The 24,556-nt window shown below is 30.3% G+C and carries 27 protein-coding genes and 1 pseudogene; all 28 read right to left on the minus strand.

What is annotated here, in order from left to right:
* On the minus strand, positions 1-222 hold the full coding sequence (gene rpoZ, locus ACX0KU_RS13490) for a DNA-directed RNA polymerase subunit omega (RefSeq protein WP_472990498.1): 222 nt from the start codon (positions 220-222) through the stop codon (positions 1-3).
* The gene (gmk, locus tag ACX0KU_RS13495) at positions 203-844 is read right to left on the minus strand and encodes a guanylate kinase (RefSeq protein ID WP_472990499.1); all 642 of its coding nucleotides are present in this window, start codon (positions 842-844) and stop codon (positions 203-205) included. The genes rpoZ and gmk overlap by 20 nt, the downstream gene beginning before the upstream one ends.
* Positions 844-1,116 carry an extracellular matrix/biofilm regulator RemA gene (remA, locus tag ACX0KU_RS13500; RefSeq protein ID WP_472990500.1) on the minus strand — a complete coding sequence of 91 codons (273 nt, stop codon included), beginning with the start codon at positions 1,114-1,116 and terminating at the stop codon, positions 844-846. The genes gmk and remA overlap by 1 nt, the downstream gene beginning before the upstream one ends.
* A gap of 16 nt (positions 1,117-1,132) precedes the next feature.
* Entirely contained in the window at positions 1,133-2,014 is an 882-nt protein-coding gene (locus ACX0KU_RS13505) for a YicC/YloC family endoribonuclease (protein ID WP_472990501.1), read from the minus strand.
* 123 nt (positions 2,015-2,137) lie between these two features.
* Positions 2,138-3,298 carry an aminotransferase class I/II-fold pyridoxal phosphate-dependent enzyme gene (locus ACX0KU_RS13510; RefSeq protein ID WP_472990502.1) on the minus strand — a complete coding sequence of 387 codons (1,161 nt, stop codon included), beginning with the start codon at positions 3,296-3,298 and terminating at the stop codon, positions 2,138-2,140.
* 149 nt (positions 3,299-3,447) lie between these two features.
* Entirely contained in the window at positions 3,448-4,818 is a 1,371-nt protein-coding gene (locus ACX0KU_RS13515) for an NCS2 family permease (protein WP_472990503.1), read from the minus strand.
* Between the two features lie 155 nt (positions 4,819-4,973).
* Positions 4,974-5,948, minus strand: a complete 975-nt coding sequence (locus ACX0KU_RS13520) for an asparaginase (RefSeq protein ID WP_472990504.1) — start codon at positions 5,946-5,948, stop codon at positions 4,974-4,976.
* 331 nt (positions 5,949-6,279) lie between these two features.
* The gene (gene spoIVA / locus ACX0KU_RS13525; protein WP_472990505.1) at positions 6,280-7,758 is read right to left on the minus strand and encodes a stage IV sporulation protein A; all 1,479 of its coding nucleotides are present in this window, start codon (positions 7,756-7,758) and stop codon (positions 6,280-6,282) included.
* Positions 7,759-7,883: 125 nt separating this feature from the next.
* A complete protein-coding gene (locus tag ACX0KU_RS13530) occupies positions 7,884-8,876 on the minus strand; it encodes an NAD(P)H-dependent glycerol-3-phosphate dehydrogenase (protein ID WP_472992457.1) in 993 nt (330 codons plus the stop codon).
* A gap of 1 nt (position 8,877) precedes the next feature.
* A complete protein-coding gene (gene der, locus ACX0KU_RS13535) occupies positions 8,878-10,194 on the minus strand; it encodes a ribosome biogenesis GTPase Der (RefSeq protein WP_472990506.1) in 1,317 nt (438 codons plus the stop codon).
* A 2-nt stretch (positions 10,195-10,196) separates the two neighbouring features.
* Positions 10,197-11,537, minus strand: coding sequence for a DUF512 domain-containing protein (locus ACX0KU_RS13540; protein WP_472990507.1), 1,341 nt, complete (start codon positions 11,535-11,537; stop codon positions 10,197-10,199).
* A gap of 151 nt (positions 11,538-11,688) precedes the next feature.
* A complete protein-coding gene (gene phoU / locus ACX0KU_RS13545) occupies positions 11,689-12,348 on the minus strand; it encodes a phosphate signaling complex protein PhoU (RefSeq protein ID WP_472990508.1) in 660 nt (219 codons plus the stop codon).
* A 42-nt stretch (positions 12,349-12,390) separates the two neighbouring features.
* Positions 12,391-13,143 (minus strand): phosphate ABC transporter ATP-binding protein PstB, encoded by a 753-nt coding sequence (gene pstB / locus ACX0KU_RS13550; RefSeq protein ID WP_472990509.1) that lies wholly within the window; start codon positions 13,141-13,143, stop codon positions 12,391-12,393.
* Between the two features lie 14 nt (positions 13,144-13,157).
* Positions 13,158-14,024: a phosphate ABC transporter permease PstA gene (gene pstA, locus ACX0KU_RS13555; protein WP_472990510.1), complete on the minus strand. Its 867-nt coding sequence runs from the start codon at positions 14,022-14,024 to the stop codon at positions 13,158-13,160.
* The gene (pstC, locus tag ACX0KU_RS13560; protein ID WP_472992458.1) at positions 14,024-14,914 is read right to left on the minus strand and encodes a phosphate ABC transporter permease subunit PstC; all 891 of its coding nucleotides are present in this window, start codon (positions 14,912-14,914) and stop codon (positions 14,024-14,026) included. The genes pstA and pstC overlap by 1 nt, the downstream gene beginning before the upstream one ends.
* A gap of 85 nt (positions 14,915-14,999) precedes the next feature.
* Positions 15,000-15,911: a phosphate ABC transporter substrate-binding protein PstS family protein gene (locus tag ACX0KU_RS13565; protein ID WP_472990511.1), complete on the minus strand. Its 912-nt coding sequence runs from the start codon at positions 15,909-15,911 to the stop codon at positions 15,000-15,002.
* Between the two features lie 197 nt (positions 15,912-16,108).
* Positions 16,109-17,803 carry a two-component system histidine kinase PnpS gene (gene pnpS / locus ACX0KU_RS13570; protein WP_472992459.1) on the minus strand — a complete coding sequence of 565 codons (1,695 nt, stop codon included), beginning with the start codon at positions 17,801-17,803 and terminating at the stop codon, positions 16,109-16,111.
* Positions 17,804-17,810: 7 nt separating this feature from the next.
* Positions 17,811-18,506 carry a response regulator gene (locus ACX0KU_RS13575; RefSeq protein WP_472990512.1) on the minus strand — a complete coding sequence of 232 codons (696 nt, stop codon included), beginning with the start codon at positions 18,504-18,506 and terminating at the stop codon, positions 17,811-17,813.
* Between the two features lie 16 nt (positions 18,507-18,522).
* Positions 18,523-19,248, minus strand: coding sequence for a peptidoglycan editing factor PgeF (gene pgeF, locus ACX0KU_RS13580; RefSeq protein WP_472990513.1), 726 nt, complete (start codon positions 19,246-19,248; stop codon positions 18,523-18,525).
* Positions 19,249-19,357: 109 nt separating this feature from the next.
* On the minus strand, positions 19,358-19,828 hold the full coding sequence (nrdR, locus tag ACX0KU_RS13585) for a transcriptional regulator NrdR (protein ID WP_472990514.1): 471 nt from the start codon (positions 19,826-19,828) through the stop codon (positions 19,358-19,360).
* Between the two features lie 59 nt (positions 19,829-19,887).
* Complete coding sequence (locus ACX0KU_RS13590) at positions 19,888-20,142, minus strand: YlmC/YmxH family sporulation protein (RefSeq protein ID WP_472990515.1); 255 nt, start codon at positions 20,140-20,142, stop codon at positions 19,888-19,890.
* 337 nt (positions 20,143-20,479) lie between these two features.
* Positions 20,480-20,641, minus strand: a complete 162-nt coding sequence (locus tag ACX0KU_RS13595; protein WP_472992460.1) for a group II intron maturase-specific domain-containing protein — start codon at positions 20,639-20,641, stop codon at positions 20,480-20,482.
* A gap of 87 nt (positions 20,642-20,728) precedes the next feature.
* A pseudogene (locus ACX0KU_RS13600) lies at positions 20,729-21,187 on the minus strand (reverse transcriptase domain-containing protein); the annotation flags it as partial.
* 12 nt (positions 21,188-21,199) lie between these two features.
* Positions 21,200-21,397, minus strand: a complete 198-nt coding sequence (locus tag ACX0KU_RS13605; RefSeq protein WP_472990516.1) for a hypothetical protein — start codon at positions 21,395-21,397, stop codon at positions 21,200-21,202.
* Positions 21,398-21,499: 102 nt separating this feature from the next.
* Entirely contained in the window at positions 21,500-21,649 is a 150-nt protein-coding gene (locus ACX0KU_RS13610; protein WP_472990517.1) for a hypothetical protein, read from the minus strand.
* Between the two features lie 541 nt (positions 21,650-22,190).
* Positions 22,191-22,964, minus strand: coding sequence for an RNA polymerase sporulation sigma factor SigG (gene sigG, locus ACX0KU_RS13615; RefSeq protein ID WP_472990518.1), 774 nt, complete (start codon positions 22,962-22,964; stop codon positions 22,191-22,193).
* A 71-nt stretch (positions 22,965-23,035) separates the two neighbouring features.
* Positions 23,036-23,743, minus strand: coding sequence for an RNA polymerase sporulation sigma factor SigE (sigE, locus tag ACX0KU_RS13620; protein ID WP_472990519.1), 708 nt, complete (start codon positions 23,741-23,743; stop codon positions 23,036-23,038).
* Between the two features lie 12 nt (positions 23,744-23,755).
* Positions 23,756-24,550: a sigma-E processing peptidase SpoIIGA gene (gene spoIIGA / locus ACX0KU_RS13625; RefSeq protein ID WP_472990520.1), complete on the minus strand. Its 795-nt coding sequence runs from the start codon at positions 24,548-24,550 to the stop codon at positions 23,756-23,758.
* Positions 24,551-24,556: the final 6 nt, after the last annotated feature.

Consider the following 24,556-nt stretch of genomic DNA (forward strand, 5'->3'; position numbering starts at 1 on the left):
CTACTTTATTCCTTTCAATGTCGACTCATATGAAACCATTTCTTCATTTACTTCATTAATAGCAACAGTAAGTGGTTTAAAGGCATCTTTTACTCTTACCCTAGCCTCATCCCCATCTATTAATTGTCTTGCTCTCTTAGATGTTACAATAACAAGAGAATACCTATTTTCTACCTTAGTTAATAAATCCACAATAGATGGATTAATCATATAATTGTTCATGAATCAAACCCTCCTTTGAAAAAATATTTTGTTTAATTCTTTCTACACTACATTTTTCTGAAATAACTATGCTTCTTATTTTATCAACTGCATGATCTAGTTCATCATTTACAACTGCATAATTATATTTTGATACATAATTAATTTCTTTATAAGCAGATTTAAATCTAGTCATTAAAGATTCTGGTGTTTCACTACCTCTTTTAATAATTCTATTCTTTAATTCTTCCATAGATGGAGGAAGTATAAATATGAATATTCCTTCTGGATACGTTTCTTTAACCCTAAGAGCACCTTGAATATCTATTTCTAGAATCACATCGATACCTTGTTCTAGTTTTTCTATTACCTTAGATTTAGGAGTACCATAGTAATTGCAATATACCTCTGCATATTCAAGAAAATCTTTTTGATCAATTCTTTCTTTAAACTCTTCTTTAGTTAAAAAAAAATAATTTTTCCCCTCTACTTCACCCTCACGCGGATTTCTAGTAGTAGCTGATACCGATAACCAGAAATTATCTTTTTTTACTAGTTCTTTGCAAATAGTACCTTTTCCAGCACCTGAAGGTCCCGATATAACTAACAAAAGTCCTTTACTCTCCTTTTTATTTCCTTCCATTATTCATCAACCTCATCAATGCTAACTTCTCCTTTAGCTGATAGTCTATGTGCAACAGTTTCTGGTTGAACTGCTGATAATATAACATGATCACTATCAGTTATTATCACGGCTCTTGTTCTTCTTCCGTATGTGGCATCAATTAGCATTCCTCTATCTCTTGCTTCTTGAATTATTCTTTTAATCGGTGCTGATTCAGGACTTACAATAGCAACAAGTCTATTAGCAGATACGATGTTACCAAATCCTATATTAATTAGCTTTATATTCATAATTATCCTCCTAATTTTACTCTATATTTTGTACTTGTTCTCTAATTTTTTCAATATAGTTCTTTATATTTATTGCCAAATTTACAATTTCTAAGTCATTAGCCTTAGATGAAATTGTATTTGCTTCTCTATTCATCTCTTGTACAATAAAGTCTAGCTTTCTACCTACCGACTCTTGCTTATTAAGATTTTCTTTTAGTTGAATAATATGACTATTAAGTCTAACGATTTCTTCATCTATAGAAGCCTTATCTGCAAAAATAGCGATTTCTGCATACATTCTTCCTTCATCAATAGTTGAATTTTCAATAAGTTCTTTTAGTCTATTATTTAACTTATTTTTATATTCTTCAACTACCAGAGGTGACCTCTCCTTTATACCATTAACTAATTCTTCAATAATATTACACTTTAATATTATATCCTCCGTTAATTTTGTACCTTCATCCGTTCTCATCTTGATAAGGACATCAATAGCCTCATTTAAAGGTATTTTTAAACTATTCCAAACTTCTTCTAATTCTACATCTTTCTTTTCAAGTGTCACAACATCTGGAAATTTTGCAATAAGAGAAACTGAAATATCATCATTTATTTCATATCTATTTCCTATTTCTTTTAAAACATTAAAATAACTATCTCCTAGTATTTTATTGAAACTTACTTCTAAATCGTCTTTTTCATAAGTATTTTGAGTGATAAACACATCTAATTTTCCTCTGCTTATCTTTTCCTTAACTGTTTCTCTAATTTTATTCTCTAACGACAGTAAGTTCCTTGGCATCTTAATATTTAGGTCTAGATATCTGTGATTTACACTCTTAATTTCAATAGTGAAATTATATCTACTCTCTTCACTAGTTACTGCTCTGCCAAAGCCTGTCATGCTTATTGTCATTTTTATCATCCTTCCGCAGTACATTTTAAGTTATATTAATTATACATAAATAAATATTTAAGTTTCAAGTTTTATTTATGGCCAAATTGCATATTTACTATAATATCACATTTTTTGTTTTATTTAAACACATTGGTTATATTCATTTAATTTATTTAAAGCACCTTCAATAACATCTTTATCTTGTGTAAGTGAAATTCTAAAATATTTATTACTTAAATCTCCGAAACTATATCCGGGAGTCACAATTATACCATGAGTTAATATTAATTCTCTACAGAACTTTTCTGATGTGTATCCCTTAGGAACTTCACACCATACATAAAAAGTACGTCCTTCTTTATAGTATTTAATCCCTTTGTTATCTAATACTTTATGGGCAACATCTCTTCTTTCATCATATATACTTCTTACATTTCTAATATAATTTCTATCAAGTTTTAGAGCACTTATTGCAGCATATTGTATTGCTTTAAATTGACTTGAATCTAGATTGCTTTTTACCTTTAATAGTGATTTTAATACTTCTCTATTACCTACAGCATATCCAATTCTAAATCCCGACATATTATATGCTTTAGAAAAGGTTCCAAATTCTATAGCATTTTTGCCATTATCACATTGAAGTATACTAATAGGTTCTTCTTTTTCTTTAATAATTTCATTATATGCACCATCATTACATAAAACAATTTCATTATTTGTACAAAATTTTAAAATTTCATTATAAAATTTTGTATTTGCCACAGCTCCTGTAGGATTATTAGGATAATTTAAAATCATAAGTCCACTTCTATCAATTATATTTTGAGGAATGTTCCCTAAATCTAGTAGATAGTTATTTTTTTCTTTTAGGGAACATTTATATACATTATTTCCCCATAAATATGAACACATTTCATATACAGGATATCTTAACTCAGGTATAATAACATAATTTCCTATATTACAAGTTGCAGGTATTAGGTTACTGATACCTTCTTTTGACCCTATTAATATCAAAACTTCATTAATATCCAAATTTACAGAATACACATCCTTGTAATATTTAATGATCCCTTTTTTCAACTCAATTATACCATCATAGGGAGGATACTTATTAAATTGATCTTGTTTTAATCCATACATGAGCCCTTCTACTATACTATTATCTACTTTTATATCCGGATCACCAATCCCTAAATCAGTTATTGTTTTTCCCTCTAGAATTACTTTTTCTTTAATATCATCTATAGTCTTAAAGTGATACTCTCTTATATTATTTAACCTATCATTTACTTTCATTAGCACTTCCTCCCTTCTATCATAATTTAGTCTATTCTTAAAGAAACACCTATGTTACATACAAAAAGACCGGAACAATGTATGGATAAAAAGATAATCTGCACCATACTAGTGCAGATTATCTTTTGTAGAATAATATATGATTCTAACTAAAAAATCAGATTTACTAATGCCTCAATTAATCCCGTTAACTTAAAAATAAATATTATAGCTAGTATATAAATTACTATAGAAACTTTCTTCTTTTCTTTAGTTAGTAAATTATTAATAAAATTTAATACTGCATAAGATATTACTCCCATGATTAGTCCGTCTCCAATGCTATAAGTCAATGGCATTAAAGCTATAGTTAAGAAAGCAGGCACGCCCTCAGTAAAGTCCGTGAAATCTATCTTTACTATACTTTCCATCATAAAAAATCCAACTACTATCAATGCAGGTGCTGTTGCTGCTGCAGGTATTGCAATAAATAATGGAGAAAAAAACATAGCTATAAGAAATAAAATCCCCGTTACTACAGATGTTAGACCCGTTCTTCCACCTTCTGCAACACCAGCTGAACTTTCAACAAATGTTGTAACTGTTGATGTTCCTAATAATGCTCCACCTGTTGTTCCAATTGCATCTACAAGTAATGCTTTACCTGCATTTTTGACTCTTCCTTCTTCATCTATCATACCTACCTTAGAGGCAACTCCTACTAATGTTCCAACTGTATCAAAGAAGTCAACGAATAAAAAGGTTAAAACTATAGATATAAACATTCCTATTTTACTTGGATCTTTCATATAAGAAAAATCTAATTCACCTGCAATTTCTCCTAAAGATTCATATTTAAATATTCCATTTGGAAGGTATATACTATATGTTTTAGCTGCTAATTCAGGATTTCTTAATGCATATGCCCATGCTATTAAAGTACTAGCAAGTATCCCCCAAAGTAAGGCACCTTTCACATTTTTCTTAGATAATACAACAATTACCACTATACCAATAAGTGCAATTATAACTGTTGGGGAAGTAAAGTGTCCCATTGCTACTATAGTAGCATCACTTTTAACTACTATGCCCGCTCCAGTAAATCCTATAAAAGCAATAAATAAACCTATACCTGCTGTCACAGCAAGTTTTAACGTATGGGGAATTGCATTTACAACAGCTTCTCTTACATTAGTTAGTGATAAAATAATAAATATAATTCCTTCTACAAATACTGCTGCTAATGCAACTTGCCAGCTAGCACCCATCCCTATAACTACACTATATGCGAAGAAGGCATTTAGTCCCATTCCTGATGCTAATGCAAAAGGAAGATTAGCATATACTCCCATTAAAATAGTAGTCAATCCTGCTGTTAAACAAGTTGCAGTTAAAACTGCACCCTTATTCATGCCTGCTGCACTTAGAATATCAGGATTAACAGCTATAATATATGCCATTGCTAAAAATGTAGTTATTCCGGCAATAACCTCTTTCTTTAAATCTGTTCCATTTTCCTTGAGTTTAAAAAAATTCTCCACTTTACACCCTCCTATGTACAATATAAAACAAACCACATTTACGTGGTTGATTTTATTCTTTAGTTTCGATAGCAATATTATCAAATTTTGCTTTATATGTCAACTCGTATCGAAATTTATTCTTTTTTGTTTAAATATAGTTCGTATTTTAAAAACTAATGTTCAAAAAATTTCTTAATATCATAAATGTTTTTAGTTTTACCTAATGCTAACATTAACTTTATTCTAGCTTTTTGCCCCGGCAAATCTCCACCAAAAATTACTCCCGCATTTCTTAATTCCTTACCTCCACCTTCATATCCGTAAGTATCAAGCACTCTGCCACTATAACATCTTGATACAACTATAATTATTATGCCCTTTGATATAGCTTTTATTATTCCGCTTATCATTTCAGGAGGTACATTTCCTCTTCCTAAAGCTTCAATAACTATGCCTTTTACATCGTTTTCTATAAAAAAATCAAATATTTTCGAATCCATACCTACACCACATTTTATAAGTTCTACTTTCATTTCGATTATATCTGTACTAATATAAGTCTTATTTAAAATATTTCTATAGAATATTACTTCATTATTATCTATAATTCCAACAGGACCAAACTCTGGACTTTGAAATGTGTTAAGCTTCATTGAATGTGATTTTGTCACTTCACTTGCACAATTAAGTTCATCATTTAAACATACCATTACCCCTCTTCTTTTTGCATTTTCAGAAATGGCTGTACATATAGCTGCAGATAAATTTGCTGGACCATCATATCCAAGCTCTGAACTATTTCTCATAGAACCAGTAATTATTATAGGTTTCTCACTTCTTATATTTAAATCTAAAAAATATGCAGTTTCTTCAAGAGTATCTGTTCCATGGGTAATTACAATCCCATCTATATCATTTCTTAAAAGAATCTTCTGAACGAACTTTGAGAGCTCCATCATTTTTTCAGGAGTAACATGGGGTCCCGGTAAATTTGAAAATGTTATGCACTCAATTTCTGCATGTCTCTCAATTCCAGTAACCATAGACATAATTTCCTCTCCACTTAAGGTTGGAACTGCTGCTTGAATCCTTGGATCTACCTTCATTGAGATAGTTCCTCCATTAAATATAACTGCTACTTTAGGCATAAATACATCTCCTTATGGTGAACTTTCAATATCTAATATTTACTTTTCTTTCAAAATATCAATATAAATATTAGGTAATTCTTAGATAAACTATACTATATATTGTACAACAAAAAACACAATTACACATTACTATCTTATAAGTTTATTACAATTAAAAATATAAATTCCACTTACATTTTTAGCTTTAACTAATCTTTAAAATTATGATTAATAATATATCTTATTATTTAAAATTTATTGCACAGATAAATATATTATAATAATGTATTCTCAAAAGTACATGGCCAATATATAGTAATACTATATATTGGCCATGTACTTAATTCCTCTATAATATTATACAAATCAGACCACCATTACCTTCGTTAATGATCTTTTCCAATGTTTTTTGCATTTTTACTTGTACATCTTCAGGCATTTTATACAATTTGTTTTGTAATCCATCCTTAACTAAACCTTCAAGTGATTTTCCAAACATGTTACTCTCCCATATTTTTGATGGATCAGTTTCAAATTGCTCTTTTAAATAGTTTACAAATTCTTCGCTTTCTCTTTCTGTGCCCATTATTGGTGATATTTCCGCTTGTATATCTGCTCTTATAAGATGTAGTGATGGCGCACTTGCTTTTAATTTAACGCCATATCTTGCACCACTTTTTATCATCTCTGGTTCTTCTAATTTCATTTCATTTAGTTGAGGAGATACAAGCCCATATCCTTTTTCTTTAACATCTTTGAGAGCACTTGCAATTTTATCGTATTCTACTTTTGCTTCACTTAAATTTTTAATTATGCTTAAGAGTTCATTTTCTCCACTTATATTTCTATTGCATACTTCACTCAATACTTTATAGAACAGCTCATGTCTTGGGTATAATTCTATTTTAGCTGTTCCTTCACCCATATTAACTTCATTCACCTTAGAATTTTCTAAGAAATCTACATCTATAAGTTCTTCTATAAACTTCTTAACATCTCTTACTTTATAAACATTTTTACACATATTCCTTACTATAGATATAAAATTTTCTTTAAGCCAATGAGTTACTTCTAGCTTTTCTATCCATTCAGGCATATCTATGTTTATTTCTTTCACTGGAAACTCTTTTAAAACTCTATCAAATACATTAGTTATATCATTTTCTTCCATGTTAGCTATATCCATCACTTGAACAGGCACATCATATTTATCTTGAAGTGTATCAGCTAGTTTTATAGTTTCCGGAGCTTTTGTGTTTCTAGAATTTAAAATTATTACAAATGGTTTATTTATTGCTTTTAGTTCATTTACTACTCTTTCTTCTGCTTCTACATAGTCATCTCTATTTATTCCAGTTATACTTCCGTCAGTTGTAACTAGTAGTCCTATTGTTGAATGTTCATTTATAACCTTTTTAGTTCCTATTTCTGCTGCTTCTTCAAATGGAATTTCATAGTCATACCATGGAGTAGTTACCATTTTAGGTTGTTGCTCTTCAGCATATCCTTGTGCCGCTTTAACAATGTAACCTACACAATCCACCATACGAACCTTAAATTTAGTATCTCCATTTAGAGAAATCTCTACAGCCTCATTTGGTACGAACTTAGGTTCTGTAGTGTGAATTGATTTACCTGATGAGCTTTGTGGAAGTTCATCCTGTGCTCTCTGTTTTTTATAAGTATTTTCTATATGTGGAATAACCATAAGCTCCATGAATCTTTTTATAAAAGTAGATTTACCAGTTCTTACAGGCCCCACTACACCAACATATATGTCCCCTTGTGTTCTATCAGCTATATCTTTGTATATATTGAAGTTTTCCAAAAATAACCCTCCTATCATTTACTTAGTTTCGTCAATACATATATACTTGCAAAATCAATAAAATATTACAAAAAACAAAAAAGTCAGTTTAAATTTTTATTTAACTGACTTTTTAAAATTAATTTTTATATTTCATCTTTTTTATCTCTTGACATAAGTTCATAAACACCATATTTAGGATCTAATTTTTCAAATAGAACTTTATACAATATATCCGTAATAGGCATAGAAACACTTAGTTCTTCCTTTAATCTATAAAAAGCCCTACATGCTTTAACACCCTCAACTACCATTCCTATTTCTTTAATAGCTTCCTCCAGTGAGTACCCTTTTCCTATCAGCATTCCTGCTTTTCTATTTCTGCTATGCATACTAGTACAAGTAACAATAAGGTCACCTATTCCTGCAAGGCCTGAAAATGTTTCTTGTTTCGCTCCTAATCTAAGTCCTATTCTTATAATTTCACTCATACCTCTTGTCATCAAGGCAGCTTTAGTATTATCTCCATAGCCGATACCATCTGATACACCCGCTGCTAAAGCTATTATATTTTTAACAGCTCCACCAACCTCAACACCAATAACATCATCATTTGTATATACTCTAAATTTATTTGTCATAAATAAATCCTGTATATCTTTTGCGAATTTCATATTTTTTGATGTTACAACCACAGTAGTAGGAATATCTAACGCTACTTCTTCCGCATGGCTAGGTCCAGACAAAATGACAATAGGATTATTAGGAAGCTCCTCTTCTATTACCTCCGAAAGTCTCTTCATAGAAGTCTCTTCTATACCTTTTGCTATGCTTACTATAATTACATCTTCATTAATGTGTTCTTTAATTTTTAAGCAAATTTCTCTTATTGAATGCGATGGAACGGATAGAACAACAACTTTACTGTCACTTATGGCTTCATTTAGCTTTGAAAATGCACTAACATTTGAAGGTATAATTATATTAGGCAAATAACTTATATTTTCTCTTTTTAGGTTTATATCTTCTATAACGCTTTCATTTCGAGCCCATATATTAACTCTATATCCCTTTTTAGCTAACATAATGCTTAGCGCAGTTCCAAAGCTTCCTCCACCTATAAAAGCAACATCTGTCATCCTATTCTTTCCTTTCCCTAAAGTGTATTTTAATTCCTGTTCCACTAAAATCAAAACTCTCTCTTAATCTATTTTCTAAATATCTCTCATAAGAAAAATGTAATAACTCAGGATTATTAACAAAGAATACAAATGTTGGAGGTTTTATAGCAACTTGAGTAGCATAATAAATTTTAAATCTACTAGTTCCTATTATAGGTGGTTCCTTCATCATAACTGCATTGCTTATTACATCATTTAATACCCCTGTCTTAATGCGTTTTGAATAATTATTATAGCAATCTTTAGCCGTACTTAGTACTTTATGTACCCTCTGACCAGTTTTTGCAGAAATAAACAAAAATGTAGCATAAGGTAAAAATGATAGTTGTTGACTAAAAGTTTTCTTAAACTGATTCATAGTCTTATCATCTTTTTCAATAAGGTCCCATTTATTTACAATAACAATTATAGCTTTATGCTTCTCATGAGCAAATCCTATTATTTTTTCATCTTGATCCGCTACTCCCTCTTCAGCATCTACCATAAGTATACATACATCTGCATTTTCTATAGCTGCTAAGGTTCTTACAGCACTATACCTTTCTACTTGTTCTTTAATCTTACTCTTCCTTCTAAGACCAGCAGTATCTACTAAAGCGAACTTACCAATATCATTTTCTATATAGCTATCTACAGCATCTCTAGTAGTTCCTGGAATATCACTCACTATGTGTTTCTCTTCTCCAAGTATCTTGTTTATTAGTGAAGACTTCCCTACATTTGGTCTTCCAACTATAGCTATTCTTATATACTCATCTTCTTCTTCTTCATAATTTTTATTTGGAAACTTTGCAACTATCTCATCAAGCATATCTCCAAGCCCTAAACCTTGCGATGATGATATAGCTAAAGGATCTCCTATACCTAAATTATAAAATTCATAAATATTATCATCAAAAACCCTATTATCTATTTTATTTACTGCTAATACTACAGCTTTTTTAGATTTTCTTAACATCTGAGCTACTTCATTATCTGCATCACTTAAGCCTTGTTTACCATCCACTACAAAAACTACTACATCAGCTACTTCAATAGCTAACTGAGCCTGCCTTCTCATCTGAGAAACAATTACATCTTCACTCTCTGGTTCAATACCACCAGTATCTATTAAAGTAAATTTATGATTAAGCCACTCAGCTTCAGCATATATTCTATCTCTTGTAACTCCTGGCATATCATCTACTATAGATATTCTTTTGCCTGCCAGTTTATTAAATAAAGTAGACTTACCTACATTTGGTCTTCCAACTATTGCTACTAATGGTTTAGGCATTCTTAATCCTCCTTGGTAAATTTATTTATTGTGTGAATAAAATCTTCTCCACTATAATCACAGATTAAAACTTTTTTATTTAAAGCTTTTTCAATATCACGAACTTTTACATCATCTAACATAATAAATTCATCATATTTTCCAAGTTCGTATCCTTTTTTAAACATATTATTAGACATTATAACATATTCCCCAAGTTTTGTATTGGATAATTGTTCAATTATATCTTTTCCTGTTAAAAGTCCTGATACAGTTATTGTGTCTCCAAAGAAGTTATTTATGATTCTTTCTACATTAATTACTATATTATTATTTTTACTCATTATTTTATTGGCTGCTTCTAATAATTCATCATATGCAGATGATCCTGTTACTATAGTAAAGCTACCATTAACATTTTTTTTCAGTTTATCAATGTCTGTAGCTATAGTTTCTCTAAATAGTCTTATAACTCCTACGCCATCCTCTAATTGATCATATCCATCATAAAATTCTTCACTTGGAATATCTTTTTTTCCTAATATATAAAATTCATCAGAAAGTCTTATAAAAGGCTCATTAATTTCATTATAATACTTCTCCTGGAGCTTTGAAATTCTATCTATTTCCGCCACAGCTGTTTCTTCACTAAATAACTTTAATTCCACTAAATTATTGTCTTGTCTAAACTTTGTAATTCCTACAGGTACAGCTGCTACATTATTTATATATGGGTATAATTTATACAAGTCTTCAATTGTTTTTACAAGTTCTTCTCCATCATTATAACCAGGACATACAACTATTTGACAATTTATATTTATTCCTGCCTCAGTTAATCTTTTAAGACGCTGGTATATGTTTCCTGCGAACCTGTTATTCATCATCTTATTTCTTAATTCAGGATTAGTCGTATGAACTGATATATTTATAGGACTTATTTTATAATTTATTATTCTGCTAATATCTTCTTCACTCATATTAGTCATAGTAATAAAATTCCCCTGTAAAAATGCCAATCTTGAATCATCATCTTTAAAGTAAAGCGTATCTCTCATTCCACATGGCAACTGATCAATAAAACAGAATATACACTTATTATGGCAACTCCTTGGTCTATCCATCATAGGATCCTTAAATTCAATACCTATATCCTCTCCATATTCCTTCTCTATCTCAATTTCCCATATTTCATCATTTGCCTTTTCTACTTCTAAAACAACGTATTCATCAACAATCAAAAATTTATAATCTATAATGTCTTTTACTTCAGTACTATTAATACTAAGCAACTTATCCCCTACTTCAATATCTACTTCATCAGCAATACTTCCGTGCAATACTTTCGAAATTTCGTTAAGCATCTTTTCCTCCATATTTTTTCCTATGCTAGTTCATTAAATTATATTAACATTAATATCCTTACCACGTCAATATTTGACACTCCTAGTATATTAGACTATTGTAAATACTAAATAAAAAAACAGCTAGTATTAAACGCTGTTTTCAACTCACTTATTCATTTAAATCAACTTGCTCACCAGTTACTATATATATAGTCCACTCACAGATGTTTGTAACATGATCCGCTATTCTCTCAAGAAACTTGCATACAAATAAAAACTGTGTTGATTGCTCTATTTTCGTACTATCATTTGACATGATTTCTAGCATTTCTGCGAAAACTTCTTTATATAGGTTATCAACAATATCATCTCTTTTAGAAATTTCATAAGCTCTATCTAGATTTCTTTCAACATAAGCATCTAGAGCATCTTTTATCATATCACTTACTATTCCGCCCATTTTAGGTATATCTATTAGCTGTTTAATATAACTTTGATTTTTTAACCTTTTAGCAATTTTTGCAATATCAACTGCATGATCTGCCATTCTTTCTAGGTCTGTTACTATATTAATACAAGTAAATATAAATCTTAAGTCTGTAGCTATAGGTTGTTGCATTGCAATAAGCTTAATACTTTTAGTTTCTATTTCCCTCATTAAATTATCCACTATATCATCGTTATTTATTACTTCTTCAGCTAACTCCATATTTTGTTCAGCTAAAGCCTTAATACACTGATGAATCTGTTTTTCAACAATACTACCCATTCTAAGCAAATCATTATGAAGTTCTATTAATTCCATTTCAAATACTTTTCTTGGAGCCATTTCCTCACCTCTTTAATAAACTTTTAATACCATAACATAATATTAACCAAATCTTCCCGTTATATAATCCTCTGTCTTCCTATTTTTAGGTTTATAAAAAATATCTTCTGTCTTTCCTGATTCAATAATTACTCCATTATAAAAAAACGAAGTAAAATCCGAAATTCTTCCCGCTTGTTGCATATTATGAGTAACTATAACAACAGTATATTCTTTCTTTATACTATCCATTAATTCTTCTATTTTCAAAGTTGAAATTGGATCTAAGGCTGATGTAGGCTCATCCATTAAGATTACCTCTGGCTCAACTGCAAGAGTTCTAGCTATACATAATCTTTGTTGTTGTCCTCCTGACAAGCCTAACGCACTTTTCTTTAGTCTATCATTAACTTCATCCCAAAGAGCTGCACCCTTTAAACTCTTTTCTACTATTTCATCCAATCTATTTTTATTTTTTATTCCATGTATTCTAGGTCCATATGCTATATTATCATATATGCTCATTGGAAAAGGATTAGGACTTTGAAACACCATGCCCATCTTTTTCCTTAACTCAATAACATCATAGTTTTCCTTTAATATGTTATTACCTTCATATACAATATCTCCTTCTATTTTTACAGATTCAATTAAGTCATTCATTCTATTTAAACATCTTAAGAATGTAGATTTACCGCATCCAGAAGGTCCTATTAATGCAGTAACTGCATTTTTTTGTATATCTAAGTTTATATTTTGTAGTGCCTGCTTAGTTCCATAAAATAAATTTAAATTTTTAACCTCGATTATATTCATATATTTGTCCCCCATTACTTGGTACCTGCATACTTTTCATATAGCTTTTTACCTATTAATCTTGATATTACATTAAATAAAAGTACCATTATTATAAGCACAGCTGATGCACCGTTTGCTATTCTTCCTGCGTCTGGAACTACTCCTTCCGAATTCAACTTCCATATATATACAGATAGAGTCTCTGCAGGTCTAAATATATTAAATGCCGATCCATCGCTAATACGAACTATAGGAGCACTCATTCCCGCCGTATAAAGCAGTGCTGCTGCTTCTCCAAATATTCTTCCTGCTGATAAAATTATCCCAGTTAATATTTGAGGAATTGCCGATGGTAGTATTACCCTTCTAATTGTTTGCCATTGAGTAGCCCCTAATCCTAAACTAGCTTCCTTAACTTTTTTTGATGCTGCAATTATAGCATTCTCACTTACTCTTGTCATGGCTGGAAGATTTAAGATTGTAATAGCTAAAGCTCCTGCTATTATAGAGTATCCCCATCCTAGCATATTTACAAATATTAAAAGTCCAAACAAACCTACAACTATAGAAGGAAGTGATGCCATAGTTTCAATACATAGGCGAATTATACTTAGCAACTTACCTTCTTTAGCATATTCAGCTAAATATATTCCAGCACCCACTCCAATAGGTACTGTTATTAACAGAGAAATTATAAGCATATAGAAGGAATTAAATAAATGAAGTCCAATTCCTCCACCAGTCTCAATACTTGGTTTTCCAAATAGAAAATTAATATCTAGCCAATGTCGACCATTATAAAGTATATATCCTATAAGCCCAGCAAGTAGTAAGACCACGAATCCTGAAATTGCATATAGAACAGCAGTAGCTAATTTATCTTTTTGTTTAGAGTTCATTATAGATCACCTCTTCTTCCGATTACTCTGATAATTAAAATAAATGTAAATGAAATTATAAGTAACAAAAGAGATAATGACCACAAAGCATTATTCCACGGTGTTCCAGACATAGTATTTGCCATATCCATTGTAATTGCACTAGTTAGAGTTGAAGTAGTGTCAAATAAACCCTTAGCGATCTTAACAGAATTTCCTATAACCATTTGAACTGCTAGTGCTTCTCCAAAAGCTCTTGCTATTCCTAAGACTACTCCTGTTAATATTCCATTTTTTGTTGCAGGAATAACAACATTAATTATAGTTTGCCATCTTGTAGCTCCAAGACCATAGGATGCTTCAATATACTGTCTAGGAATAGTCCTGATTGCATCAGAAGCAATACTTGTAATAGTAGGTAAAATCATTATAGCAAGAACTAAGATACCTGCTACCAAACTAAATCCTACCCCACCGAATACTTCTTTCAATGCTGGAATTAGTACAGTTATACCAATCCATCCATATACTACAGATGGAATTCCTACAAATAACTCCATAGCTGGTTGTAGAATTCTATTTCCTAATTTTGGTGAAATTAAATTCATAAAAATAGCTATCGCTACACTAATAGGTGCACTTATAATAACAGCACCTACTGCTACAAAAGTAGACCCTAAAATAAAAATCAAAGCACCAAACTTAGGAATGTCTGCATCTGGTCTCCATTGTTTACTAAACAGAAAATCTCCTATTGGATAACCATCTTGTATAAATATAGTCAGCCCTTTTGAGGCTATAAATCCAATTATAGCTAAGGTTAAAATTACAATAAAGTATCCGCAAATTGTAGAAAAAGCTCTTCCCATGTATTCATTTTTAAGTTTATAAAGATTATTATTTTTCTTCATCATACCTACCCCTGCCATATTTTAAAAACATGCTAAGACCAGTTGTATCAATTATGCAACTAGTCTTAGTTATAACTTATATTTATTATTGAGCTTTTATTGCACTCATTGGTATATATCCTTGCTTTTCAATTATAGGTGCAAATTCATCTGAAAGCATATAGTCAATAAATGCTTTTGTTAAACCTGTTGCTTCTCCTTTAGTATACATATGTTCATATGACCAGAAAGGATATTTTCCTGCTGATATATTTTCTGTTGTAGATTCAGCTCCATCGATCTTTAGTAACTTCATTCCTTGCTTTGCTTCTTCTTTAACAAAGTAAGAAAGTGCTAAGTAAGATATAGAACCCTTTGTCGCTTCAATTGATTGCTGAACTGCTCCGCTTGAATCTTGAACTGTTCCTAATCCTTCTGATTCTTTCTTGCCTTCCATTACTGTTTTTACAAATGTAGCTCTTGTTCCAGATGAAGCTCCTCTGTTTATAACTTCAATTTTAAGGTCATCTCCACCAACTTCTTTCCAGTTAGTAATTTTCCCTGTAAATATATCTTGTATTTGTTGTTTAGTTAAAGATTCTACTTTTACCTCTTTATTCACTACCATCGCAAAACCAATAGCAGCAACTTTATGATCTACTAATTCCTTAGCTACATTAGCATCTTTTATCTTATCTTCTGCAGGCATGTCTGAGTTTCCTATTTGAACTGCTCCTGAAGCTACCTGAGAAAGTCCTGTTCCGCTTCCTCCACCTTGAATATTTATTTGAGATTTAGTATTTTTTTGCATAAACATGTCAGCTGCTGCTGCTGCTAAAGGTTGAAGTGCAGTTGAACCTGAAGCTGTTATTGACCCACTAAGTTCTGTAGTTGTTTTCGTTTGTTGCTTAGTATCACTCTTATCTTGACTAGTGTTGTTACCACAACCAACAAACACTCCTCCAACTAGAGTAATTGCCAATGCTGCAACCAATGTTTTTAATGATTTCTTCTTCATTCTTAAAAACCCTCCATTCAAGTTTTGAAATTATCATATTTTTATAATTCACAAGTTATATATTACATTAGGAAAGTTAACCAAGTATTATACGAATGTTAATTAAAATTAACATTGAGTATCTTAATGTTATATTCTCCTATACAGTGAGGTAGTATGTATAAAATATAAAAAAAACAGATAGTTTTCACTATCTGTTATAATGGTATTTTAACTATAAACTTTGTTCCTTCTCCTATTTTACTTTCCACCGTTATTTCTCCACTGAATCCTAGCACTATATGCTTAACTATGGCTAATCCAAGACCGGTACCCCCTCTAGATCTTGACCTTGCTTTATCTACTCTATAGAATCTTTCAAATAATCTAGGAATATGTTCTTCAGGTATTCCTACTCCAGTATCCTGAACCCAAATTAGACAATACCCATCCTTTACCTCTGTTCCTATAAATACCGAGTCTCCTTTTTCTGAATATTTTATAGCATTATCAATTAAATTAATAATCATTTGTTTAAATCTATCACTATCACCGTGCAAAACACTACTATTATAACTGTTAAATTCTAAATTTATATGTTTTTTGTCTGCAGTATTTTTCATAAGATTATATACATCTTCTATAGATGCAACTACGTCTATTATATCTTTCTGCCTTAACTCCCTATGTTGCTCAATATCAGAAAGAGTTAAAATATCACTTATTAATCTAGTTAATCTATCAGTCTCATCATCAATTATTGATAAAAATTTCTCTCTAGTTTCTTGATCCTCTACATATCTTAATGTTTCTGCAAATCCTTTAATTGATGTCAAAGGTGTTTTTAATTCATGAGAAACATTAGCAACAAATTGGCTTCTCATATTTTCAAGCTTCCTTATATCTGTAATATCTTGAACTACCGCTACTGTACCTATATGTTCTTTATCACTTATAATATCTGCTGTTTTTACCTTTAAAACCTTCTTATAAGGCCATAATATATTTATTTCCTTACTTTCTTCATTACTTTTAAACACTTCTTCTAATTCATATTCCCTTATAGAGTCCATTAAATTTAGACCTATTATATCCTTCTTTATTCCGAATATCTTCTGAGCATAAGGATTAATCATAATAATTCTGTGACTTCTATCTACTGCAATTACTCCACTATCCATACTTTTCAGTATAGCCTCTAATTTATTTTGCTTTTCTAAAGAATCTTTTAGTGTATATTGTAATCTATCTGCCATATTGTTAAATGTATTTGCTAATTGCCCTATTTCATCTTGAGAATTTATAGTTACTCTACGTTCTAACTCACCTTTTGCAATTCTTGTTGTTGTAAACTCTAACTCTTTTATAGGTTTAACAATTATATATGCCAATTTTGATGAAAATAAGGCAGATATAAAAAACACTATTGCTAATACTATAAAATAATCTTTTAGATATTTTCCTTCGAATCCAGTGGTAACCTCCATGGGCATAGAGCTTCGTATAATATATCCATCTTCGAATTGAGTAGCATAATATACCATTACTTTTTTCAATGTATCACTATACCTTATACTATATCCTTCACCATATTTTCTAGCAGTAATAACTTCTTTTCTCGAATTGTGATTGTCCATATTTTGAATCTTACCACCAGATTCATGGATTACTTTACCCTCTTTATTAATTAAACTTAATCTAAAATTAGATTTGCTAAAGCTTTTAAAATATAAGTCTACATCCGAAACCACTTCTGTTTCAAGTACACTTATCACTAACTCATTATTCTCCTTTAAACTCCTTTTAGTATTTTCTTCATGTTGGTAATTTATTATAGTCATGTATAAAGCAGTAATTAACGCTAAACTAAGAATTATTGTACTTAATATAGATAACATAAGCTTGTTTTTCATCTTCATACTATTCACCTAAATTAAATCTATATCCAACACCTCTGATGGTTTCAATAAATTTAGGGTTTTTATCGTCTTCTTCTATTTTTTTTCTTAGATGCCTTATATGAACATCCACTGTCCTAGTTTCTCCAACATACTCATAACCCCATATTTTGTCTAAAAGAAAATCTCTAGTCATAACCCTTCCCTTATTCTTTATTAAAACCTCTATAAGTTCAAATTCCTTTAATGTTAAATCTACTCTCTCTTCATTTTTTAAAATTTCGTGTTTTTCGAAATCTATTGTTATATTCCCAAATTTATATATTTTATCAAGTTGTTGAGGTTTAGTTCTTCTTAATACAGCCTTAGTTCTTGCTACTAATTCCCTTACTGAAAATGGCTTTGTAATATAGTCATCTGCTCCTAGCTCTAATCCTAAAATCTTATCCAGTTCTTCTCCTTTAGCTGTTATCATTATTATCGGTGTGTTTGAAATAGAATGATCTCTTCGTATTTCCTTACAAACATCATATCCATCCATTCCTGGAAGCATTACATCCAGCAAAATTAATTGGGGTGTTTCTTTTCTAGCTAGCTCTAATGCCTCTATTCCATCTGCAGCGGCAATGACCTTATACCCGTTGTTTATAAAATTAAATTTGATAAGTTCTCTAATATGATCTTCATCATCAACTATTAAAATTTTTTCTTCTGCCATAAATCAAACCTCCAAATTATTTATTCATATATATAAATGAAAACATTCTTCCACTATTCTCTCTTTGCTTTCTATAGGAGTGTAGATTAAATTTATTATTACAATAGGTACATATATCTATTGATGTTATTTGATTTTCCTCTATACCTAAACTTTTTAATTGCTTTATAATACAATTTTTCAAGCTTATATTTTTACCAGTTGATATACTAACATTCTTGTAAATTTCCTGATTTTTAAATTCTTCTATTAAATCATCTCCAACTTCATAGCAACACTCCATATTATGAGGTCCAATATAAATACTTAAATCCTTAATATTAGTACCATACTCTTCAATCATTTTCTTTACTCCATTAATTAAAATGTATTTATAGGTACCTTTCCATCCACTGTGTATAGCCCCTATTACTCCTCTGCCTTTATCATATATTAATATAGGAACACAATCAGCAGTAAATACTCCAACAGCCACCCCTTTTTCATTAGTAATAATTCCATCACCATCACAAATCTTCCCATGGAAGATATGAACTATATCACTATGAGTCTGATTAAGATATCCTATATTATCTAAATTAAACCATTCTCTTAAATTATTTAAATTAGAAATTCCTTCATTTGTATTTTTATTGAAATTTAGTCCATTTTGGGCGGTAGAGAAGTAAAAATAGACATCACCTTCTTTAAACTTTATAAATCTATATTTATTCTCAATTATTGAAAAATTTATTTTGCTCATACAACACCTCTATACATATTATTTTAACATTAATGATAGATTATTTAAAATATTAATAAATAAATTAACTTTTTTAACTTATATTTAACAAAAGAAAATACCCTATATTTTAAATATTAGGGCATTGTTTATCTGTCATTAAATTTTTTATCTCTTCAATAAAAGTATTAACATCCTTAAATTGTCTATAAACTGATGCAAATCTAACATAAGAAACTTCATCAATTTCTTTTAGTTTATCCATAATCATTTCTCCAATAGCTTCCGATTTAATTTCAGCTACCATATCATTACTCATCTTTTTTTCAACTTCATCAGCTATAGATTCAATTTGAACTCTTGAAACAGGTCTTTTCTGACAAGCTGTAATTAAACCATTAATTATCTTGGATTTATCAAAGTATTCTCTACTAGAATTTCGTTTGATTACTAAAATAGGTATGTCCTCTATTTTTTCATATGTAGTATATCTTTTATAACATTTTAAACATTCTCTTCTGCGTCTTATGGCCTTATTATCTTCGGTTGACCTAGAATCAACTACTTTACTCTCTTCAAAAGTACAATATGGACACTTCAAAATATCACATCCTTTTTTTCTTTTGATGTTATTATACTATTTATAATTCTATATTACTACTACTTATTATCTACTGTAAATTCATCAATATTTACAAGAATAACATCGCTACCAATCTTAACAACCTTGTCCCATTCTATCTCAATAATGTTATTTTTAGAAAACCATGAATTTTTCTCTTTAGGAATAATTAAGGACAATATTTTATATTCTAAAGAATCTATTAAAAAATCTTTTATGTAACCTAATCTTGAACCTGTATTAATATCAATAACCTCCATAGCCCTTATATTGTTTACAGAATATAACGACATAATCTCATCTCCTTATAAATTTTAAATTTAATTAATATATATTACTTCTTACTCAATCATATGTAAAATTTATATTTATTTTAAAAATTTATACAAATAATAAGTAGAGTAGGTTGAAGGAAAATTTATTTTCCTTCTTCCCCTCATCAAACCGTGCATGCGATTTTCCCGCACACGGCTTTCCGATATTCTTCTTTCTAAGGCATTATGCCCTCTAAGAAGAAAGTTTCTTTAATCCCATTTCATTAAGAATATTCATTACCTCTTTCAGACCTTTATGTCGAGGTCTTCTTTGTTTCTTATGGTTATACCAAACAGTAAATTTCTGTATAATATATCAATCTATTTTATTTAACTGTTTTCCTGCATATTTCAAGTTATAGTAATTCTTTAGACCTATTATTTTCTTATTCATTGTCTTCACTAAGTCATATATATCCATCTTTAAAGTCGACCTATTACTGAGAACTTCTTTTATTTTCTTTCTCATACTTTTCATAGCCTTTTGAGTTGGAACTTGTATTGTAGTGTTAAATCTTTGTCCTTTTCCACTTTCCACAAGGCTACGCCTATGATGAAACCCCAGAAAATCAAATCCCTCTTTACCATCCCACATATTGACAAATTTAGTTTTATGGGAATGTAATTCTAGTTCTAACTTCTCGAAGATTTTCTTAACTGCATTATATGCATGGTATATTTCCTTCTTTGTTCTTGAGATAATAATAAAATCATCAGCAAATTTCACAAGTGTGCCAAGGTGTTTGTAGTATTTATCCCAAACAATATCAAAATAGTTTAAGTATATATTTTAGAGTAACGGACTTATTGAAGAGCCTTGCTGCGAGCCAATTTCACTTTCTATATACTCATTATCTTCTACTGCCCCTATCTTAAGCCACTTCTTTATAAGTTTTAATATTCTTCTGTCTGATACCCTTTGTTCAATCAGCAGCATTAATTTATCATGATTTATATTATCAAAATAACCTTTAATGTCTGCATCGAGTACCCACCAGCCTTTATTATTGCATTTCTTTCTTATAACATCTAAGGCTTAATGTTGATTTCGCTTAGGTCTGAAACCATACGAATATTCCTTGAAGTCTGCCTCAAATATAGGCTCAATAGTTATTTTAGTAGCTGTTTGAACTATTCTATCTTTGATTATTGGTATTCCAAGTGGTCTTTTCTTACCATCTTTCTTAGGAATGTATACTCTTTCCACCGGTCTAGGTTTATAGCGATTTTCCATTAACTCCTGTTGTATTTCCCTAAGAAATTTCATCTCTCCATATTTAACCACGTCTTCAATGTAAACTTTATCTATCCCACTAGTTCCCTTGTTGGCTTTAACTTATTTCCATGCTTTTAATAAAATGTCTGCTCTATATATTTTGTCATATAGTGCATGAAACTTTCGTTTCTTATTAGTTTTGGCGCTTAGATATAGTTTTCTCTGAAGTTCTCGAACTTTGTCTATGGTGTTGTTAGCTTTCGCATTCACTCACTCTTACCTCCTTTGAAAACTTGAATAAAGTAGAGTTCCTTCCCTATATGCAGTTTTGTTGTCTGCATAGTTATTGGTAGTATGAACTCCTCCGACTCCTTCTCTGCTGAAATAACAACTTCACCTTCGGCTTATATGCTTTCACTTTACTGCGATAGCAGTGCAGAGTAAGGTCTCTCCAGTTCCGAACCATACTGTAAATACATGTCGCTTCCCTTATACCGGAGGATTCTTAGATGGTGCTTTCCAAGTTCTTCCCATCTTCCATGGTCTTCGCCCACAATCTCAAGGCTCGACTTCCTCTTTGTCTGCTTTCGCAGTCCTTTTTAACGATACGGCAGAATTCACTTTATGTTACGACCTGTATTCTTGCTCGCACCCTTTCGGGTTACTTTACCTCCACGCTTCAAACCTAGTATTTCTACTATGCTTGGTGGTTGGCTACAAGGCTTCTTGGCAATTACCTTGACTGGACTTTCACCAGTGAGCATGGTCCAGCTTTGCTGGACGCACAGATTGAAAAAGAGCCCTAAGGCTCTTAAATATGCTTTCTCATATGTTTTAATGCTGTTTTTTCAAGTCTCGATACCTGTGCTTGCGAAATACCTATCTCATCTGCAACTTCCATTTGAGTACGCCCTTGAAAAAATCTCATATTTAGTATTAATTTTTCTCTATCATTTAATCTTTTCATAGCTTCTTTTATAGATATATTTTCAATCCAACTATCATCAATATTTTTACTATCACTTATTTGATCCATTACATACAGAGCATCTCCTCCGTCGTGATAAATAGGTTCAAATAAAGATACCGGATCTTGAATAGCATCAAGTGCAAATACAACATCTTCTCTAGGAATATTTAATTCCTTAGCTATCTGTGATACTGTTGGTTCTTTATTATCTTTGTTTATTAATCTATCTCTTACCTGTAATGCTTTATATGCAATATCTCTTAAAGATCTGCTTACTCTAATAGAGTTATTATCTCTTAAGTATCTTCTTATTTCTCCTATTATCATTGGAACAGCATAAGTAGAAAATCTTACATTTTGACTTAAGTCAAAGTTGTCAATAGACTTAATAAGCCCTATGCAACCCACTTGAAATAAATCATCTACATTTTCGCCTCTATTATTAAATCTTTGAATTACACTCAAAACCAATCTTAGATTTCCTCTGATAAATTTTTCTCTTGATTCGTTGTCACCGTCCTTCATCTTTAATAATAATTCTCTCATTTCCTTTTCTTTTAAAATAGGAAGTTTTGATGTATTCACTCCACATATTTCTACTTTATTAATCATCAATTATATCAGCTCCCTCAAAGTAGTCGCATTTTAAGTATTTCCTAGAGAGCATTTTTTATACCACGGACAATCTATACCATTTTATTTATTTCTTTTTTTAATCGTCTAATAATTCTTTTTTCTAAACGCGAAATATAGGACTGAGAAATTCCCAATATATCAGCAACTTGTTTTTGTGTTTTCTCTCCTTTACCGGTTAGTCCAAATCTAAGCTTAATAATTTCTTTCTCTCTCTCACTTAATTTCTTCATAGCAATGAAAAGAAGTTGTTTATCCACCTCATCTTCTATCAGATTATATACTATATCATTGTCTGTACCCAAAATATCTGATAACAATAATTTGTTTCCATCCCAATCTGTGTTTAAGGGTTCATAAAAAGAAATTTCAGCCTTTACTTTATTATTTCTTCTTAAGTACATTAGTATTTCATTTTCAATACATCTTGATGCATATGTGGCTAACTTTATTTTTTTCTCTGGATCAAACGTATTCACTGCTTTAATAAGTCCAATTGTTCCTACAGATATCAAATCCTCAACTGGAACTCCTGAATTCTCAAATTTTCTGGCTATATATACTACCAGTCTCAAATTCCTCTCGATTAGAATTGTTCTCACACTGTCATCGCCATCAATAATCTTTGAAACTAAATTTTCCTCTTCTTCTTTTGAAAGCGGAGGTGGTAACGCATCATTCCCACCGATAAAATAAACTGTTTTAAAGAAAATCTTAAACTTTGATAGTATCCTATTTAAAAAAATTTTAAATCTAAGCAAAAATACTCCCCCCTATAAAATTCCTCTTGATAATAATGCATTATAATCATTCATAATTGATAAATGATTATCACAAAACGCAACAATCACTTGCCTTTCAAAAACTTTTTCTTTATTGTATATTTTTACATACCGAGGCTTAAATCCTTCTAACCTTCCACCGTCACCACTGACTACTCTGTATGGTATTATAAATTTATTTTTTTCATTTATTTCTTCATCTAAAAATAATCTTTTTTCAACAATTATAACGGGTAAATTTGTTGCAGGTTCTCTTAATTCATTTCCCGTATCAAAAAAGGCTCTTAATTTTTTTATATTATCTTCTGTAACAATTTCAATATCGAATATTAGATTCTCTAATTCATTTCTCTCGCTTATATGAGTAATTATTCTATGTACGATTACGTATATTATCATTATTGCTGAAAGAAGAATTTTATATGAAAACTTATTAAATATTGTGATTGAGCTAATATTATTATTTAATTCTATAAAAATACATAAACCAGCTAACATCATAGAAAAAAGTATAAATAAAATTGACCCTTTGATTATAAATATTATTTTATTTTTTCTAAATACAATATAAATCATAATAATGGCAGTGATAAACTTAAGAGGCACCATGAAGAAATAATGAAAATTAGATAATACTGCACCAATAGCATACATTGCTCCTATCAAAGCTGCTAAAATTAAATATCTTAGCTTTGTATTTATTCTTAAAGTTTGTGTTGTAATATACAACAGAAATATATTTACTATGAAATTTTCTATTAATAAAACATCTAGGTATATTATCAACTCCCT

Source organism: Clostridium sp. X, from assembly GCF_055755365.1.